The 18238-nt window shown below is 48.7% G+C and carries 6 protein-coding genes, 5 tRNA genes, 6 rRNA genes and 2 pseudogenes; 6 read left to right on the top strand and 13 right to left on the bottom strand.

Features of this window, described 5'->3' with window-relative positions; translation table 11 throughout:
* Positions 1-125: 125 nt before the first annotated feature.
* The 5 genes from btr to G4P54_RS01030 all read left to right on the top strand — a co-directional run bounded on the left by btr (position 126) and on the right by G4P54_RS01030 (position 5537).
* Positions 126-1718, top strand: a complete 1593-nt coding sequence (btr, locus tag G4P54_RS01050) for a bacillibactin transport transcriptional regulator Btr (protein WP_024715651.1) — start codon at positions 126-128, stop codon at positions 1716-1718.
* 90 nt (positions 1719-1808) lie between these two features.
* Positions 1809-2762, top strand: a complete 954-nt coding sequence (feuA, locus tag G4P54_RS01045; protein ID WP_024715652.1) for an iron ABC transporter substrate-binding protein FeuA — start codon at positions 1809-1811, stop codon at positions 2760-2762.
* 18 nt (positions 2763-2780) lie between these two features.
* Positions 2781-3785, top strand: a complete 1005-nt coding sequence (locus G4P54_RS01040; protein WP_024715653.1) for a FecCD family ABC transporter permease — start codon at positions 2781-2783, stop codon at positions 3783-3785.
* A complete protein-coding gene (feuC, locus tag G4P54_RS01035; protein WP_167871503.1) occupies positions 3778-4788 on the top strand; it encodes an iron ABC transporter permease FeuC in 1011 nt (336 codons plus the stop codon). The genes G4P54_RS01040 and feuC overlap by 8 nt, the downstream gene beginning before the upstream one ends.
* A complete protein-coding gene (locus G4P54_RS01030; protein WP_167871502.1) occupies positions 4785-5537 on the top strand; it encodes an alpha/beta hydrolase in 753 nt (250 codons plus the stop codon). Before feuC ends, G4P54_RS01030 begins: the two co-directional genes overlap by 4 nt.
* A 9-nt stretch (positions 5538-5546) precedes the next feature.
* Here the strand turns inward: G4P54_RS01030 and G4P54_RS01025 are convergent, their stop codons facing one another.
* The gene (locus G4P54_RS01025) at positions 5547-6467 is read right to left on the bottom strand and encodes a bile acid:sodium symporter family protein (RefSeq protein WP_167873792.1); all 921 of its coding nucleotides are present in this window, start codon (positions 6465-6467) and stop codon (positions 5547-5549) included.
* Positions 6468-6613: 146 nt separating this feature from the next.
* Positions 6614-7378 (bottom strand): annotated as a pseudogene (locus G4P54_RS01020) (SulP family inorganic anion transporter); the annotation flags it as partial.
* Here G4P54_RS01020 and G4P54_RS01015 point away from each other — a divergent pair.
* Positions 7375-7632, top strand: a pseudogene (locus G4P54_RS01015) (MFS transporter); the annotation flags it as partial. The pseudogenes G4P54_RS01020 and G4P54_RS01015 sit on opposite strands and share 4 nt — an antisense overlap.
* 105 nt (positions 7633-7737) lie before the next feature.
* On the opposite strand, the gene rrf (G4P54_RS01010) reads toward G4P54_RS01015, so the two are convergent.
* The 11 genes from rrf (G4P54_RS01010) to G4P54_RS00960 all read right to left on the bottom strand — a co-directional run bounded on the left by rrf (G4P54_RS01010) (position 7738) and on the right by G4P54_RS00960 (position 18237).
* Positions 7738-7853: ribosomal RNA gene (gene rrf, locus G4P54_RS01010) — 5S ribosomal RNA — on the bottom strand.
* 54 nt (positions 7854-7907) lie between these two features.
* Positions 7908-10835, bottom strand: a 23S ribosomal RNA gene (locus G4P54_RS01005).
* 169 nt (positions 10836-11004) lie between these two features.
* A 16S ribosomal RNA gene (locus G4P54_RS01000) occupies positions 11005-12554 on the bottom strand.
* 188 nt (positions 12555-12742) lie between these two features.
* Positions 12743-12858 (bottom strand): 5S ribosomal RNA (gene rrf / locus G4P54_RS00995).
* Positions 12859-12912: 54 nt separating this feature from the next.
* Positions 12913-15840: ribosomal RNA gene (locus tag G4P54_RS00990) — 23S ribosomal RNA — on the bottom strand.
* A 169-nt stretch (positions 15841-16009) separates the two neighbouring features.
* Positions 16010-17559, bottom strand: a 16S ribosomal RNA gene (locus tag G4P54_RS00985).
* Together the 16S, 23S and 5S rRNA genes with 5 tRNA genes alongside form the textbook arrangement of a ribosomal RNA operon.
* A 173-nt stretch (positions 17560-17732) precedes the next feature.
* Positions 17733-17808 (bottom strand) — tRNA-Ala (locus tag G4P54_RS00980).
* Positions 17809-17815: 7 nt separating this feature from the next.
* Positions 17816-17892 (bottom strand) — tRNA-Pro (locus G4P54_RS00975).
* A 26-nt stretch (positions 17893-17918) separates the two neighbouring features.
* Positions 17919-17995, bottom strand: a tRNA-Arg gene (locus tag G4P54_RS00970).
* Positions 17996-18027: 32 nt separating this feature from the next.
* Positions 18028-18102 (bottom strand) — tRNA-Gly (locus G4P54_RS00965).
* A gap of 62 nt (positions 18103-18164) precedes the next feature.
* A tRNA-Thr gene (locus tag G4P54_RS00960) sits at positions 18165-18237 on the bottom strand.
* Position 18238 lies beyond the last annotated feature (1 nt).

Genomic DNA, 18238 nt, shown 5'->3' with positions numbered 1-18238 from the left:
AATGAAGTAAGGGTTTATTTCATGACAAAAACCTACCCGCTTTATATAGGAAAACTTTCATTAATTTGGTACAATTTTATTGAAAATGATTATCAATTGAATGTTTCTAAAAAGGTGGTCTCCTCTTGCAGCACACAGTGATTTATCATCCTATACAAATTGAATATCTGAAAAAAACGAGTGATCTCTTCTCAGAACAGCAATTAGCCGATTCATTCGTGCTGATCTTTCATTTAAAAGGGAACGGTCATATTTCGATCGGAACAAGAGTCAGCCCTTTGCAAAAAAAGACACTCTATGTTTGTCCGCCTCACGAGACCTTCGGCTTTACGCCAGCAGAGAGAGGACATAATATAGATGCCTGTCTGATCAGACTGCAAAGCTATATCAAGGAAACCGGGCAAGATATCCTAACACCATGTACAGAAACAGAATTAGCCAAATTGAAGCATGTACATGTTTCACATATCGAAAACCTTGCAGTCCGGCTTCAAGAGCTTGCTGAGCTATGGAACGAATCGTCTCAGCTTTCTCGGCTGAAATGTGTGATTGAAGTACAAAGCCTGATTTATGACCTCTTCACCGCCAGCTTATCTGAACAGACGGATACACATTCAGCAATCGAAAAAACAAAACAATATATTGAAACACATGCCGATACAAAAATGACTCTGACCCAGTTGTCGCAAATGGCTGGAATCAGCGCCAAACACTATAGCGAAAGCTTTAAAAAATGGACAGGTCAGAGCGTAACAGAATTCATCACAAAAACGCGAATCACCAAAGCAAAACGGCTCATGGCGAAATCAAACTGCAAATTAAAAGAAATCGCGCATCAAACCGGCTATCAGGATGAATTTTATTTCAGCAGAATCTTTAAAAAACATACAGGTTGTTCACCTACAAGTTATATGAAAAAACGCGAAAAAAAAATAGCCGCATACGGAAGGGGCACCATAGGCCATCTCATTCCCCTTCATCACATACCGTTTGCGGCCGCGCTGCATCCAAAATGGACCTCATACTACTATCAGCATTATTCAACAGATATACCCGTCCAGCTCAGCGCATACCGGTTTAATGAAAAATGGGAAGAAAACCTTCACACGTTATCACAGGCTGAACCAGATGTAATTTTCAGTATGGATTCTATTTCTCCCGAAGAACAAAATCGACTGAATCGCATCGCAGAAGTCATGTATCTTCCGTCAAAAGAAAGCTGGAGAACTCACTTTCTGCAAACCGCTTCATTTTTAAAAGAAGAGATCGAAGCAGAAAAGTGGCTCGCGGCTTATAACAAGCAGACAGAAGCCGCCAAAAGAACACTTCAGCACGCTCAGGGGCTGCGTTTCCTCTTTCTGAGGCTGCATAAGCAAAACTTCTATCTGGCACATAACCGAAGCATCCGCGAAGTCTTCTTTGGAGATTTAGGATTCTGCTCGGCAAAACCGGCAGACATGTCTTCAGATCAAGCCATTTCGTTAGAAAATATCGCAAATGACCAAGCTGACTGCATTATGCTTTTTCTATTTAAAGAGCCTGAAACCATTGCCTATTACCAGCAATTGCAACAGACAGAAGCATGGCAAAGCCTAAGCGCGGTGCGGAATAACCGTGTTTATCTTCTATCCTTTGACCCTTGGAATGAATACTCGGCTTGCGGACACGAACGGATGGTTCAGCAAACGATTTCCATACTATCCGGTGATTATCCATGATAAATTTGGAATTTGTCCATGGTGTTATATCTGTTCATTCTCTATAATTCCAATTGATAATAGTTATCAATTGAACAGGGGGCTCTATAGATGAAAAAGATATCTCTAACCTTATTAATCTTGCTTCTCGCGCTGACAGCAGCAGCCTGCGGCAGCAAAAGCGAATCGACTGCCAGCAAAGCAAACGGCACAGCGTCTGAGAAGAAGAAAATTGAATACTTGGATAAAACATATGAAGTAACAGTACCGACAGACAAAATTGCCATTACGGGAAGCGTTGAATCAATGGAGGACGCGAAACTGCTTAACGTTCATCCGCAAGGTGCGATTTCATTCTCCGGCAAGTTCCCTGATATGTTCAAAGACATCACAGATAAAGCCCAATCAACCGGGGAAAAAATGGAGCCAAACATCGAAAAGATTCTAGAAATGAAACCGGACGTCATCCTTGCTTCAACTAAATTCCCGGAAAAAACACTGCAAAAAATAAGCACAGCCGGCACGACGATCCCAGTTTCTCATATCTCTTCAAACTGGAAGGAAAACATGTTGCTGCTTGCCCAGCTGACTGGAAAAGAGAAAAAGGCGAAAAAAATTATTGCAGATTATGAACAGGATCTAAAAGAAACAAAAACAAAAATCAATGAAAAAACAAAAGATTCAAAAGCGCTTGTCATCCGAATCAGACAAGGCAACATTTACATTTACCCTGAGCAGGTGTACTTCAACTCCACACTTTATGGTGACTTAGGCCTTAAAGCGCCAGACGAAGTCAAAGCTGCAAAAGCACAAGAGCTGATTTCATTAGAAAAATTAAGCGAAATGAATCCTGACCATATCTTCGTCCAATTTTCTGATGATGAAAATGCAGACAAACCTGAAGCATTAAAAGATTTAGAGAAAAATCCAATCTGGAAAAGCCTGAAAGCAGTCAAAGAAGATCATGTGTACGTCAACTCAGTGGATCCTCTTGCACAAGGCGGAACAGCTTGGAGCAAAGTCCGCTTCCTGAAAGCGGCTGCTGAAAAATTGACACAAAACTAATTCAGAGTAGGTTTTTGTATGTATTCAAAACAGTGGACACGTATCATATTGATTACTTCTCCATTTGCAATTGCACTGTCGCTGCTGCTTTCAATCCTTTATGGCGCAAAGCATTTAAGCGCAGATATTGTTTTTACATCGCTTATTCATTTCGATCCGGGAAACACAGACCATCAAATTATATGGCATTCCCGGATTCCAAGGGCTGCCGGCGCTCTGCTCATAGGGGCAGCCCTTGCTGTTTCTGGGGCGCTTATGCAAGGCATTACGCGCAATTATTTAGCTTCGCCCTCCATTATGGGCGTTTCAGATGGTTCCGCGTTTATCATCACGCTTTGTATGGTTCTGCTTCCGCAATCGTCTTCGATTGAAATGATCATTTACTCATTTATCGGCTCAGCGTTAGGAGCTGTGTTAGTATTCACCCTTGCCGCCATGATGCCCAACGGGTTTACCCCCGTGCAGCTTGCCATCATCGGCACAGTCACAAGCATGCTGCTCAGCAGCTTATCAGCGGCCATGTCGATTTATTTTCAAATTTCACAGGATCTCAGTTTCTGGTACAGCGCCAGACTTCATCAAATGAACCCTGATTTCCTGAAGCTGGCCGCTCCGTTTTTCCTAATTGGCATCGTAATGGCTATATCTCTTAGCAAAAAGGTGACCGCTGTATCATTAGGCGATGACATATCTAAAAGTCTGGGGCAAAAGAAAAAAACCATTAAAATTATGGCGATGCTTGCAGTCATCATTTTAACCGGCAGTGCAGTAGCGCTGGCTGGAAAAATCGCGTTTGTCGGGTTGGTTGTTCCGCATATCACAAGATTCCTTGTCGGCTCTGATTACAGCAGGCTGATTCCTTGTTCCTGCATATTGGGCGGAATCTTTTTAACCCTGTGTGATCTCGCAAGCAGATTTATCAATTATCCGTTTGAAACACCGATTGAAGTCGTGACATCTATTATTGGCGTGCCTTTCTTCCTTTATTTGATTAAACGAAAAGGAGGGGAGCAAAATGGCTAAAAAATATGCCGTGTGCGTCGCTTTAATTCTCGTTGTCAGCTATTTCAGCTTAACGAGCGGATCCTTTTCTGTTCGTCCGGCTGAGTTGCTCTCCACTCTTTTTCAGATCGATCCGAATCCGCAGTATGAAATTTTGCTGTTCGGTTTAAGACTGCCGCGGGTTGTCATGGCAGCCATTATCGGACTCGGTCTTGGCATTGCGGGCACCGTCATCCAAGCCATTACAAGAAACGGGCTTGCAGACCCGGGAATTCTCGGAATCAACGCAGGGGCGGGCGCCGGTGTTGTGGCGTTTATGCTCTTGTTCCAAGGCCAGAAAGAGGTGACATCTATAGCTGCGGCGATGGGAATGCCGTTTTTCGGATTGATAGGCGGACTCATTGCGGCAATCCTGATTTACATATTTGCATGGCACAGAGGCCATTTAGATTCCGGAAGAATTATTCTGGTAGGAATCGCGATCAATTCAGGATTCAGCGCCCTGTCTTTGTTTTTATCTTTAAAAATGGACCCGCAAGACTATCAAATGGCCATGGTGTGGAAAAACGGAAGCATTTGGTCTGCCAACTGGACGTATATCACAGCTGTTCTCCCATGGATGCTGCTGTTTATACCTATTCTTATCGCCAAATCCCGCTTGCTCGACACCATTCGTTTTGATGAAGACACAGTCAGAAGTCTCGGTATTTCATCAAATAAAGAAAAAACCATTCTGCTGGTAGCCTGTGTAGCGATCATCAGTGCCTGCGTCTCTGTAGCAGGAAGCATGGCGTTTGTCGGCTTAATTGCTCCCCATATTGCACGGAGATTAGCCGGTGTCGAACACCGCTTTATCCTGCCGCTGAGCGGTTTAATCGGCATGCTTCTTGTGATCAGCGCAGACTTTGCCGGAAAACTATTTTTCCAGCCAGCGGAAGTGCCTGCAGGCATCATTTTGGCGATCCTTGGTGTTCCTTATTTTTTATATTTGCTCTTCAAGCAAAAAAAGGGGGAAAATGCGTGAACGGATCTCTTTCTGAGCATAAAGCCGGCAAAAGGAGGTTCACGCTGTACCTCCCTCCTTCCTACAGCCAGGACACTGAGAGATTTCCTGCTGTTTACGTGCAGGATGGCAGTTCTTTGTTTCAAGACCACACCGAATTATTAGAAAGCAAATTTCAACAGCGCATACTGCCTGAGCTTGTGCTGATCGGTATCGAACCTGACAACCGCCTTGACGAATACACCCCTTGGCCAGCTGCATCACTCAGTGATCGGTTTCCGGACTTCGGCGGATTGGGGGATCACTATCTGTCTGATATCACAAACCGCTTTATTCCGTTTATTGAAGAAAACTGGAATGTCACCAAGGAACCGCAATCAAGAGGAATGATCGGTGCCTCATTAGGCGGCCTTATCTCAATGTTCGCCTTATTAAAGTATCCGACAGTATTCAGAAAAATAGGCGCTATCTCAGGTTCATACTGGTATGAGAACGCAGTTGAAACCATTCATTTATCTTCTTTAAAACCTGAGACTGCACGTGTTTATATGTCTGTCGGCAGTGAAGAAGGCCGTGAAAAACAATCCATTCAGCAACATATGCTGCAGAATACAATACAAGTGCATCAAAGTCTCAAAGAAAAAGGCTTCACAGAAGACCATCTGTGTCTTTCAGTTGAAAAAGGGGCAGTGCACCACCGCAAGTACTTCTGCAAACAGTTCATCACTGCCCTCGAATGGCTATACGGAAAAAACCGCTCAATCCAATGAGCGGTTTTTTCATGCTTTCTGCAAAACAGGTTTTAATTCAAAACGATTCAGCATATAACCAAACAAAGCGGCCAATATTTGCTGAAACAGCATGCCGATGACAACGGGTACGGCAACCTTGGACGGGAAGAACGCAACGGCAAGAACTGCGCCGGCACTGATATTTCTCATGCCTCCCGTAAAAATAAGAGATACGATTTCCTCCTGCTGCCTTTTCATCATTTTGCCGATCAGCCAAGCAGCCGCATAGCCTGTTAACGCGATAAAGAAGACCGTCACAGCTATTCCTATGAATCTCAAATCAACCGCTTTGAAATAAGGAGCAATTGCCGAACTGTTAATCGCGATCACGGCCATCAGACATAGTTTTGAAAAAGGAGACAGCGCACTGCTCACAGATGCAGTTCTTTCTGGAGGTGACATCTGATTAAACAGCATGCCCAGGAAAGATGGAATCACGACCATCACAATAAGCCCCTTCACCATTCCCCACACATCCATATGAACCTGAGCGCCGGCCAGCAATGAAAGGCTCAGCGGAACGATAAACGGCGACAGAACCGTATCAACCAAGATAATCGAAAGCGTCAGACCGACATTCCCTTTGTACATCGCTGCCCAAATCAAGCTCGTGATCCCGGTAGGAATTACAACAGCCAACGTTAAGCCGGTGATCGTCAAAGAATCGCCTTTGAAGATAAGATGCCCGCTTCCCCAAGCAAAAAGCGGCATAAAAATATGAAGAACAAAAAGTGCAAGAATCATAGGAAGAGGGTGAGACAATGCATGTCTCAAAGATTGAAAGTTAGCGCTCAAACTGCCTGCAAACGTGATAAAAGCAAAGATCCAAGGCACAGCGCTTTCATATCCATTTAAAAACTGAGACAGCAGCACGCCCAGCACCACACTAGTCGGCGTTAAAAGCGGCATCACCCTCCCCAATACACGGTTCAGCTTCTGAAGCATCATATGCAAGTCCCCTATTAACAATTTGTTTCTTTCTCTATTATATCAATGCTGTTCAACACTATGTCACATAAAAAAGCCCAGATCTATTCAATCTGGACTTTCATACATTATGCCATCTGTTTCATAAGGTTTTTACTCGCATGGTTTAAACCTTTTAACTCAGCCTCAATGCCTTGCTCTTTACATTTCGCAACAATCTTATCAAGCGCAGCCGCTCCTGAATCATCCCACACGTGAGCCCCAGTCAAGTCAATCACGATTCGCTCAATATCCTCTTGATAAATAAACGCATTCGTAAGATCAGTCACTGACGTGAAAAAGATTTGCCCCTTTACTTGATATGTTCTCAGCTTTTGATTCTCTGCGTGAGAAACAATTTTAAGCTTCGAGGTTTTTGCCACAAAGAACACGGCACTTAAGAGAGCGCCGACGAATACGCCTTTAGAAAGGTCATCCGTCACAACCATGACAATTGAATCTGTAATCGGCGCTTTTTTGAGGCCTTTTAAAGAAGACCAATCAAATGTGCCGACAGAAACCATCACCATAACAGCCACTAAGGCAGCCATCGGAATTTTCACCACGACATGACTTAACACCGCAATTAAAAACATCAGAAAAGCACCGGCAATAAATGCAGACAAACGTCCGCCCGCTTTTGTGTTAATAACAGATTGTGCGATCATCGCGCCCCCTGCCGTTCCGCCAAAGAATCCAGTCACGATATTTGCAATTCCCTGTCCGCGGCTCTCTTTATTCTTGTCACTGTCCGTATCTGTCATTTCATCAATAATCTGTGCTGTCAGCAAAGATTCAAGCAACCCGACAAACGCTAAAGCAATCGAATAAGGAAAAATGATTTGCAGTGTTTGTACTTTGTTTCTTTTTAGGATTATTTATGGCTGAGATGTTTGCCATTGCTTTAATTATCACCAATCAATTCTACCCGGAAAAAACAGAACAAACAACAAGCATGCTACTCGCTGCTAATGGATTAGGCGGTTCTATCCTGCCAATCGCAGTCGGATGGAGTCTGGATGAATTCCCTGTTCAAACTGCATTTTGGTTATTTACAACTCTCATGCTGGTCATGCTGGGGATTGTATTGGTTTTAAAAGTATTATAGAACTTGAAAAGCAGAAAGACCAATAACATGGATACCGAGGAAAGGAAAGCAAATCAGTACAGATATAAAATAAAAAACCCAGCTCAATGAGCTGGGTTTTACCTTGCTTGGCGGCGTCCTACTCTCACAGGGGGAAACCCCCGACTACCATCGGCGCTGAAGAGCTTAACTTCCGTGTTCGGTATGGGAACGGGTGTGACCTCTTCGCTATCGCCACCAAACAAATTGAGAGTGTTCTCTCAAAACTAGATAACAGGTGTGACATCATTCAACATGTGGTTAAGTCCTCGATCGATTAGTATCTGTCAGCTCCATGTGTCGCCACACTTCCACCTCAGACCTATCAACCTGATCATCTTTCAGGGATCTTACTTCCTTGCGGAATGGGAAATCTCATCTTGAGGGGGGCTTCATGCTTAGATGCTTTCAGCACTTATCCCGTCCGCACATAGCTACCCAGCGATGCCCTTGGCAGAACAACTGGTACACCAGCGGTGCGTCCATCCCGGTCCTCTCGTACTAAGGACAGCTCCTCTCAAATTTCCTGCGCCCGCGACGGATAGGGACCGAACTGTCTCACGACGTTCTGAACCCAGCTCGCGTACCGCTTTAATGGGCGAACAGCCCAACCCTTGGGACCGACTACAGCCCCAGGATGCGATGAGCCGACATCGAGGTGCCAAACCTCCCCGTCGATGTGGACTCTTGGGGGAGATAAGCCTGTTATCCCCGGGGTAGCTTTTATCCGTTGAGCGATGGCCCTTCCATGCGGAACCACCGGATCACTAAGCCCGACTTTCGTCCCTGCTCGACTTGTAGGTCTCGCAGTCAAGCTCCCTTGTGCCTTTACACTCTGCGAATGATTTCCAACCATTCTGAGGGAACCTTTGGGCGCCTCCGTTACCTTTTAGGAGGCGACCGCCCCAGTCAAACTGCCCACCTGACACTGTCTCCCCGCCCGATAAGGGCGGCGGGTTAGAAGGTCAATACAGCCAGGGTAGTATCCCACCGATGCCTCCACCGAAGCTGGCGCTCCGGTTTCCAAGGCTCCTACCTATCCTGTACAAGCTGTACCAACATTCAATATCAGGCTGCAGTAAAGCTCCACGGGGTCTTTCCGTCCTGTCGCGGGTAACCTGCATCTTCACAGGTACTATAATTTCACCGAGTCTCTCGTTGAGACAGTGCCCAGATCGTTGCGCCTTTCGTGCGGGTCGGAACTTACCCGACAAGGAATTTCGCTACCTTAGGACCGTTATAGTTACGGCCGCCGTTTACTGGGGCTTCAATTCGCACCTTCGCTTACGCTAAGCGCTCCTCTTAACCTTCCAGCACCGGGCAGGCGTCAGCCCCTATACTTCGCCTTGCGGCTTCGCAGAGACCTGTGTTTTTGCTAAACAGTCGCCTGGGCCTATTCACTGCGGCTCTCTCGGGCTTGCACCCTAACAGAGCACCCCTTCTCCCGAAGTTACGGGGTCATTTTGCCGAGTTCCTTAACGAGAGTTCTCTCGATCACCTTAGGATTCTCTCCTCGCCTACCTGTGTCGGTTTGCGGTACGGGCACCTCTCACCTCGCTAGAGGCTTTTCTTGGCAGTGTGGAATCAGGAACTTCGCTACTATATTTCGCTCGCCATCACAGCTCAGCCTTATGGGAAACGGATTTGCCTATTTCCCAGCCTAACTGCTTGGACGCGGATATCCAATACCGCGCTTACCCTATCCTCCTGCGTCCCCCCATTGCTCAAATGGTGAGGAGGTGGTACAGGAATATCAACCTGTTGTCCATCGCCTACGCCTTTCGGCCTCGGCTTAGGTCCCGACTAACCCTGAGCGGACGAGCCTTCCTCAGGAAACCTTAGGCATTCGGTGGAGGGGATTCTCACCCCTCTTTCGCTACTCATACCGGCATTCTCACTTCTAAGCGCTCCACCAGTCCTTCCGGTCTGGCTTCACAGCCCTTAGAACGCTCTCCTACCACTGTTCGAAGAACAGTCCGCAGCTTCGGTGATACGTTTAGCCCCGGTACATTTTCGGCGCAGAGTCACTCGACCAGTGAGCTATTACGCACTCTTTAAATGGTGGCTGCTTCTAAGCCAACATCCTGGTTGTCTAAGCAACTCCACATCCTTTTCCACTTAACGTATACTTTGGGACCTTAGCTGGCGGTCTGGGCTGTTTCCCTTTCGACTACGGATCTTATCACTCGCAGTCTGACTCCCAAGGATAAGTCATTGGCATTCGGAGTTTGACTGAATTCGGTAACCCGGTAGGGGCCCCTAGTCCAATCAGTGCTCTACCTCCAAGACTCTTACCTTGAGGCTAGCCCTAAAGCTATTTCGGAGAGAACCAGCTATCTCCAGGTTCGATTGGCATTTCACCCCTACCCACACCTCATCCCCGCACTTTTCAACGTGCGTGGGTTCGGGCCTCCATTCAGTGTTACCTGAACTTCACCCTGGACATGGGTAGATCACCTGGTTTCGGGTCTACGACCACGTACTCATGCGCCCTATTCAGACTCGCTTTCGCTGCGGCTCCGCATCTTCTGCTTAACCTTGCACGGGATCGTAACTCGCCGGTTCATTCTACAAAAGGCACGCCATCACCCATTAACGGGCTCTGACTACTTGTAGGCACACGGTTTCAGGATCTCTTTCACTCCCCTTCCGGGGTGCTTTTCACCTTTCCCTCACGGTACTGGTTCACTATCGGTCACTAGGGAGTATTTAGCCTTGGGAGATGGTCCTCCCGGATTCCGACGGAATTTCACGTGTTCCGCCGTACTCAGGATCCACTCAGGAGAGAACGAAGTTTTGACTACAGGGCTGTTACCTTCTATGGCGGGCCTTTCCAGACCTCTTCATCTACCTCGTTCTTTTGTAACTCCGTACAGAGTGTCCTACAACCCCAAGAGGCAAGCCTCTTGGTTTGGGCTGATCCCGTTTCGCTCGCCGCTACTCAGGGAATCGCATTTGCTTTCTCTTCCTCCGGGTACTTAGATGTTTCAGTTCCCCGGGTCTGCCTTCTCATATCCTATGTATTCAGATATGGATACCACTCCATTACGAGTGGTGGGTTTCCCCATTCGGAAATCTCCGGATCAAAGCTTGCTTACAGCTCCCCGAAGCATATCGGTGTTCGTCCCGTCCTTCATCGGCTCCTAGTGCCAAGGCATCCACCGTGCGCCCTTTCTAACTTAACCGTTAAAAAGAATCACTATGTGATATCTTGTCTTACTAATTGAATGTGATGTCTACTGTTATCTAGTTTTCAAAGAACACGTTTCGAAGGAATGATCCTTCAAAACTAAACAAGACAGGGAACGTTCTGTTTATAAGACCCAAGGTCTTATATTCCGTATATATCCTTAGAAAGGAGGTGATCCAGCCGCACCTTCCGATACGGCTACCTTGTTACGACTTCACCCCAATCATCTGTCCCACCTTCGGCGGCTGGCTCCTAAAAGGTTACCTCACCGACTTCGGGTGTTACAAACTCTCGTGGTGTGACGGGCGGTGTGTACAAGGCCCGGGAACGTATTCACCGCGGCATGCTGATCCGCGATTACTAGCGATTCCAGCTTCACGCAGTCGAGTTGCAGACTGCGATCCGAACTGAGAACAGATTTGTGGGATTGGCTTAACCTCGCGGTTTCGCTGCCCTTTGTTCTGTCCATTGTAGCACGTGTGTAGCCCAGGTCATAAGGGGCATGATGATTTGACGTCATCCCCACCTTCCTCCGGTTTGTCACCGGCAGTCACCTTAGAGTGCCCAACTGAATGCTGGCAACTAAGATCAAGGGTTGCGCTCGTTGCGGGACTTAACCCAACATCTCACGACACGAGCTGACGACAACCATGCACCACCTGTCACTCTGCCCCCGAAGGGGACGTCCTATCTCTAGGATTGTCAGAGGATGTCAAGACCTGGTAAGGTTCTTCGCGTTGCTTCGAATTAAACCACATGCTCCACCGCTTGTGCGGGCCCCCGTCAATTCCTTTGAGTTTCAGTCTTGCGACCGTACTCCCCAGGCGGAGTGCTTAATGCGTTAGCTGCAGCACTAAGGGGCGGAAACCCCCTAACACTTAGCACTCATCGTTTACGGCGTGGACTACCAGGGTATCTAATCCTGTTCGCTCCCCACGCTTTCGCTCCTCAGCGTCAGTTACAGACCAGAGAGTCGCCTTCGCCACTGGTGTTCCTCCACATCTCTACGCATTTCACCGCTACACGTGGAATTCCACTCTCCTCTTCTGCACTCAAGTTCCCCAGTTTCCAATGACCCTCCCCGGTTGAGCCGGGGGCTTTCACATCAGACTTAAGAAACCGCCTGCGAGCCCTTTACGCCCAATAATTCCGGACAACGCTTGCCACCTACGTATTACCGCGGCTGCTGGCACGTAGTTAGCCGTGGCTTTCTGGTTAGGTACCGTCAAGGTACCGCCCTATTCGAACGGTACTTGTTCTTCCCTAACAACAGAGCTTTACGATCCGAAAACCTTCATCACTCACGCGGCGTTGCTCCGTCAGACTTTCGTCCATTGCGGAAGATTCCCTACTGCTGCCTCCCGTAGGAGTCTGGGCCGTGTCTCAGTCCCAGTGTGGCCGATCACCCTCTCAGGTCGGCTACGCATCGTCGCCTTGGTGAGCCATTACCTCACCAACTAGCTAATGCGCCGCGGGTCCATCTGTAAGTGGTAGCCGAAGCCACCTTTTATGTTTGAACCATGCGGTTCAAACAACCATCCGGTATTAGCCCCGGTTTCCCGGAGTTATCCCAGTCTTACAGGCAGGTTACCCACGTGTTACTCACCCGTCCGCCGCTAACATCAGGGAGCAAGCTCCCATCTGTCCGCTCGACTTGCATGTATTAGGCACGCCGCCAGCGTTCGTCCTGAGCCAGGATCAAACTCTCCGATAAAGTAGTTTGACTGACTACGCACATCGCTGTGCGATTTGTTTAAAAATGAATTAACAGGTACGTTTTGTCTTGTTTAGTTTTCAAAGATCATTCGTTTGTTCGCTTTGTTAAAGCAACTTTATTAGTATACAATGTTGCTTGTTTAAAGTCAACAACTTTTTTCTTTTTAATTGCACTAACGTGCAATTGCTTGGCGGCGTCCTACTCTCACAGGGGGAAACCCCCGACTACCATCGGCGCTGAAGAGCTTAACTTCCGTGTTCGGTATGGGAACGGGTGTGACCTCTTCGCTATCGCCACCAAACAAATTGAGAGTGTTCTCTCAAAACTAGATAACAGGTGTGACATCATTCAACATGTGGTTAAGTCCTCGATCGATTAGTATCTGTCAGCTCCATGTGTCGCCACACTTCCACCTCAGACCTATCAACCTGATCATCTTTCAGGGATCTTACTTCCTTGCGGAATGGGAAATCTCATCTTGAGGGGGGCTTCATGCTTAGATGCTTTCAGCACTTATCCCGTCCGCACATAGCTACCCAGCGATGCCCTTGGCAGAACAACTGGTACACCAGCGGTGCGTCCATCCCGGTCCTCTCGTACTAAGGACAGCTCCTCTCAAATTTCCTGCGCCCGCGACGGATAGGGACCGAACTGTCTCACGACGTTCTGAACCCAGCTCGCGTACCGCTTTAATGGGCGAACAGCCCAACCCTTGGGACCGACTACAGCCCCAGGATGCGATGAGCCGACATCGAGGTGCCAAACCTCCCCGTCGATGTGGACTCTTGGGGGAGATAAGCCTGTTATCCCCGGGGTAGCTTTTATCCGTTGAGCGATGGCCCTTCCATGCGGAACCACCGGATCACTAAGCCCGACTTTCGTCCCTGCTCGACTTGTAGGTCTCGCAGTCAAGCTCCCTTGTGCCTTTACACTCTGCGAATGATTTCCAACCATTCTGAGGGAACCTTTGGGCGCCTCCGTTACCTTTTAGGAGGCGACCGCCCCAGTCAAACTGCCCACCTGACACTGTCTCCCCGCCCGATAAGGGCGGCGGGTTAGAAGGTCAATACAGCCAGGGTAGTATCCCACCGATGCCTCCACCGAAGCTGGCGCTCCGGTTTCCAAGGCTCCTACCTATCCTGTACAAGCTGTACCAACATTCAATATCAGGCTGCAGTAAAGCTCCACGGGGTCTTTCCGTCCTGTCGCGGGTAACCTGCATCTTCACAGGTACTATAATTTCACCGAGTCTCTCGTTGAGACAGTGCCCAGATCGTTGCGCCTTTCGTGCGGGTCGGAACTTACCCGACAAGGAATTTCGCTACCTTAGGACCGTTATAGTTACGGCCGCCGTTTACTGGGGCTTCAATTCGCACCTTCGCTTACGCTAAGCGCTCCTCTTAACCTTCCAGCACCGGGCAGGCGTCAGCCCCTATACTTCGCCTTGCGGCTTCGCAGAGACCTGTGTTTTTGCTAAACAGTCGCCTGGGCCTATTCACTGCGGCTCTCTCGGGCTTGCACCCTAACAGAGCACCCCTTCTCCCGAAGTTACGGGGTCATTTTGCCGAGTTCCTTAACGAGAGTTCTCTCGATCACCTTAGGATTCTCTCCTCGCCTACCTGTGTCGGTTTGCGGTACGGGCACCTCTCACCTCGCTAGAGGCTTTTCTTGGCAGTGTGGAATCAGGAACTTCGCTACTATATTTCGCTCGCCATCACAGCTCAGCCTTATGGGAAACGGATTTGCCTATTTCCCAGCCTAACTGCTTGGACGCGGATATCCAATACCGCGCTTACCCTATCCTCCTGCGTCCCCCCATTGCTCAAATGGTGAGGAGGTGGTACAGGAATATCAACCTGTTGTCCATCGCCTACGCCTTTCGGCCTCGGCTTAGGTCCCGACTAACCCTGAGCGGACGAGCCTTCCTCAGGAAACCTTAGGCATTCGGTGGAGGGGATTCTCACCCCTCTTTCGCTACTCATACCGGCATTCTCACTTCTAAGCGCTCCACCAGTCCTTCCGGTCTGGCTTCACAGCCCTTAGAACGCTCTCCTACCACTGTTCGAAGAACAGTCCGCAGCTTCGGTGATACGTTTAGCCCCGGTACATTTTCGGCGCAGAGTCACTCGACCAGTGAGCTATTACGCACTCTTTAAATGGTGGCTGCTTCTAAGCCAACATCCTGGTTGTCTAAGCAACTCCACATCCTTTTCCACTTAACGTATACTTTGGGACCTTAGCTGGCGGTCTGGGCTGTTTCCCTTTCGACTACGGATCTTATCACTCGCAGTCTGACTCCCAAGGATAAGTCATTGGCATTCGGAGTTTGACTGAATTCGGTAACCCGGTAGGGGCCCCTAGTCCAATCAGTGCTCTACCTCCAAGACTCTTACCTTGAGGCTAGCCCTAAAGCTATTTCGGAGAGAACCAGCTATCTCCAGGTTCGATTGGCATTTCACCCCTACCCACACCTCATCCCCGCACTTTTCAACGTGCGTGGGTTCGGGCCTCCATTCAGTGTTACCTGAACTTCACCCTGGACATGGGTAGATCACCTGGTTTCGGGTCTACGACCACGTACTCATGCGCCCTATTCAGACTCGCTTTCGCTGCGGCTCCGCATCTTCTGCTTAACCTTGCACGGGATCGTAACTCGCCGGTTCATTCTACAAAAGGCACGCCATCACCCATTAACGGGCTCTGACTACTTGTAGGCACACGGTTTCAGGATCTCTTTCACTCCCCTTCCGGGGTGCTTTTCACCTTTCCCTCACGGTACTGGTTCACTATCGGTCACTAGGGAGTATTTAGCCTTGGGAGATGGTCCTCCCGGATTCCGACGGAATTTCACGTGTTCCGCCGTACTCAGGATCCACTCAGGAGAGAACGAAGTTTTGACTACAGGGCTGTTACCTTCTATGGCGGGCCTTTCCAGACCTCTTCATCTACCTCGTTCTTTTGTAACTCCGTACAGAGTGTCCTACAACCCCAAGAGGCAAGCCTCTTGGTTTGGGCTGATCCCGTTTCGCTCGCCGCTACTCAGGGAATCGCATTTGCTTTCTCTTCCTCCGGGTACTTAGATGTTTCAGTTCCCCGGGTCTGCCTTCTCATATCCTATGTATTCAGATATGGATACCACTCCATTACGAGTGGTGGGTTTCCCCATTCGGAAATCTCCGGATCAAAGCTTGCTTACAGCTCCCCGAAGCATATCGGTGTTCGTCCCGTCCTTCATCGGCTCCTAGTGCCAAGGCATCCACCGTGCGCCCTTTCTAACTTAACCGTTAAAAAGAATCACTATGTGATATCTTGTCTTACTAATTGAATGTGATGTCTACTGTTATCTAGTTTTCAAAGAACACGTTTCGAAGGAATGATCCTTCAAAACTAAACAAGACAGGGAACGTTCTGTTTATAAGACCCAAGGTCTTATATTCCGTATATATCCTTAGAAAGGAGGTGATCCAGCCGCACCTTCCGATACGGCTACCTTGTTACGACTTCACCCCAATCATCTGTCCCACCTTCGGCGGCTGGCTCCTAAAAGGTTACCTCACCGACTTCGGGTGTTACAAACTCTCGTGGTGTGACGGGCGGTGTGTACAAGGCCCGGGAACGTATTCACCGCGGCATGCTGATCCGCGATTACTAGCGATTCCAGCTTCACGCAGTCGAGTTGCAGACTGCGATCCGAACTGAGAACAGATTTGTGGGATTGGCTTAACCTCGCGGTTTCGCTGCCCTTTGTTCTGTCCATTGTAGCACGTGTGTAGCCCAGGTCATAAGGGGCATGATGATTTGACGTCATCCCCACCTTCCTCCGGTTTGTCACCGGCAGTCACCTTAGAGTGCCCAACTGAATGCTGGCAACTAAGATCAAGGGTTGCGCTCGTTGCGGGACTTAACCCAACATCTCACGACACGAGCTGACGACAACCATGCACCACCTGTCACTCTGCCCCCGAAGGGGACGTCCTATCTCTAGGATTGTCAGAGGATGTCAAGACCTGGTAAGGTTCTTCGCGTTGCTTCGAATTAAACCACATGCTCCACCGCTTGTGCGGGCCCCCGTCAATTCCTTTGAGTTTCAGTCTTGCGACCGTACTCCCCAGGCGGAGTGCTTAATGCGTTAGCTGCAGCACTAAGGGGCGGAAACCCCCTAACACTTAGCACTCATCGTTTACGGCGTGGACTACCAGGGTATCTAATCCTGTTCGCTCCCCACGCTTTCGCTCCTCAGCGTCAGTTACAGACCAGAGAGTCGCCTTCGCCACTGGTGTTCCTCCACATCTCTACGCATTTCACCGCTACACGTGGAATTCCACTCTCCTCTTCTGCACTCAAGTTCCCCAGTTTCCAATGACCCTCCCCGGTTGAGCCGGGGGCTTTCACATCAGACTTAAGAAACCGCCTGCGAGCCCTTTACGCCCAATAATTCCGGACAACGCTTGCCACCTACGTATTACCGCGGCTGCTGGCACGTAGTTAGCCGTGGCTTTCTGGTTAGGTACCGTCAAGGTACCGCCCTATTCGAACGGTACTTGTTCTTCCCTAACAACAGAGCTTTACGATCCGAAAACCTTCATCACTCACGCGGCGTTGCTCCGTCAGACTTTCGTCCATTGCGGAAGATTCCCTACTGCTGCCTCCCGTAGGAGTCTGGGCCGTGTCTCAGTCCCAGTGTGGCCGATCACCCTCTCAGGTCGGCTACGCATCGTCGCCTTGGTGAGCCATTACCTCACCAACTAGCTAATGCGCCGCGGGTCCATCTGTAAGTGGTAGCCGAAGCCACCTTTTATGTTTGAACCATGCGGTTCAAACAACCATCCGGTATTAGCCCCGGTTTCCCGGAGTTATCCCAGTCTTACAGGCAGGTTACCCACGTGTTACTCACCCGTCCGCCGCTAACATCAGGGAGCAAGCTCCCATCTGTCCGCTCGACTTGCATGTATTAGGCACGCCGCCAGCGTTCGTCCTGAGCCAGGATCAAACTCTCCGATAAAGTAGTTTGACTGACTACGCACATCGCTGTGCGATTTGTTTAAAAATGAATTAACAGGTACGTTTTGTCTTGTTTAGTTTTCAAAGATCATTTCGTTTGTTCGCTTTGTTAAAGCAACTTTATTAGTATACAATGTTGCTTGTTTAAAGTCAACAACTTTTTTAGAAAATATTTGGTGGAGCCTAGCGGGATCGAACCGCTGACCTCCTGCGTGCAAAGCAGGCGCTCTCCCAGCTGAGCTAAGGCCCCATAAAAATGGTCGGGAAGACAGGATTCGAACCTGCGACCCCATGGTCCCAAACCATGTGCTCTACCAAGCTGAGCTACTTCCCGATTTCTTGTTTGTTCTATTAGAATAATGGCGCGCCCGAGAGGAGTCGAACCCCTAACCTTTTGATCCGTAGTCAAACGCTCTATCCAATTGAGCTACGGGCGCAATCAATTTTACAATATCCCGTTGGGATAAAATGGAGCGGAAGACGGGATTCGAACCCGCGACCCCCACCTTGGCAAGGTGGTGTTCTACCACTGAACTACTTCCGCATATCGCAATAAAAAAAGCTTTCTCGTTTTTTGAGAAACCTTAGTAATAATACATTTAATAAAGCTTCCAAGCGGGCTCGAACCGCTGACCTCTTCCTTACCATGGAAGTGCTCTACCTGCTGAGCTATGGAAGCA

The sequence above is a fragment of the Bacillus tequilensis genome (genome assembly GCF_012225885.1).
In the GTDB taxonomy this organism is placed as follows: domain Bacteria; phylum Bacillota; class Bacilli; order Bacillales; family Bacillaceae; genus Bacillus; species Bacillus tequilensis.
Note: the sequence above shows the minus strand (reverse complement) of the source record. Positions and strands in the feature narration are given on the sequence as shown.

Bases quoted from the DNA above. Each gene is read 5' to 3' on its own strand.
- feuA (WP_024715652.1), top strand. From the start codon at position 1,809: ATGAAAAAGATATCTCTAACCTTATTAATCTTGCTTCTCGCGCTGACA.
- G4P54_RS01040 (WP_024715653.1), top strand. From the start codon at position 2,781: ATGTATTCAAAACAGTGGACACGTATCATATTGATTACTTCTCCATTT.
- feuC (WP_167871503.1), top strand. From the start codon at position 3,778: ATGGCTAAAAAATATGCCGTGTGCGTCGCTTTAATTCTCGTTGTCAGC.
- G4P54_RS01025 (WP_167873792.1), bottom strand. From the start codon at position 6,467: ATGCCGCTTTTAACGCCGACTAGTGTGGTGCTGGGCGTGCTGCTGTCT.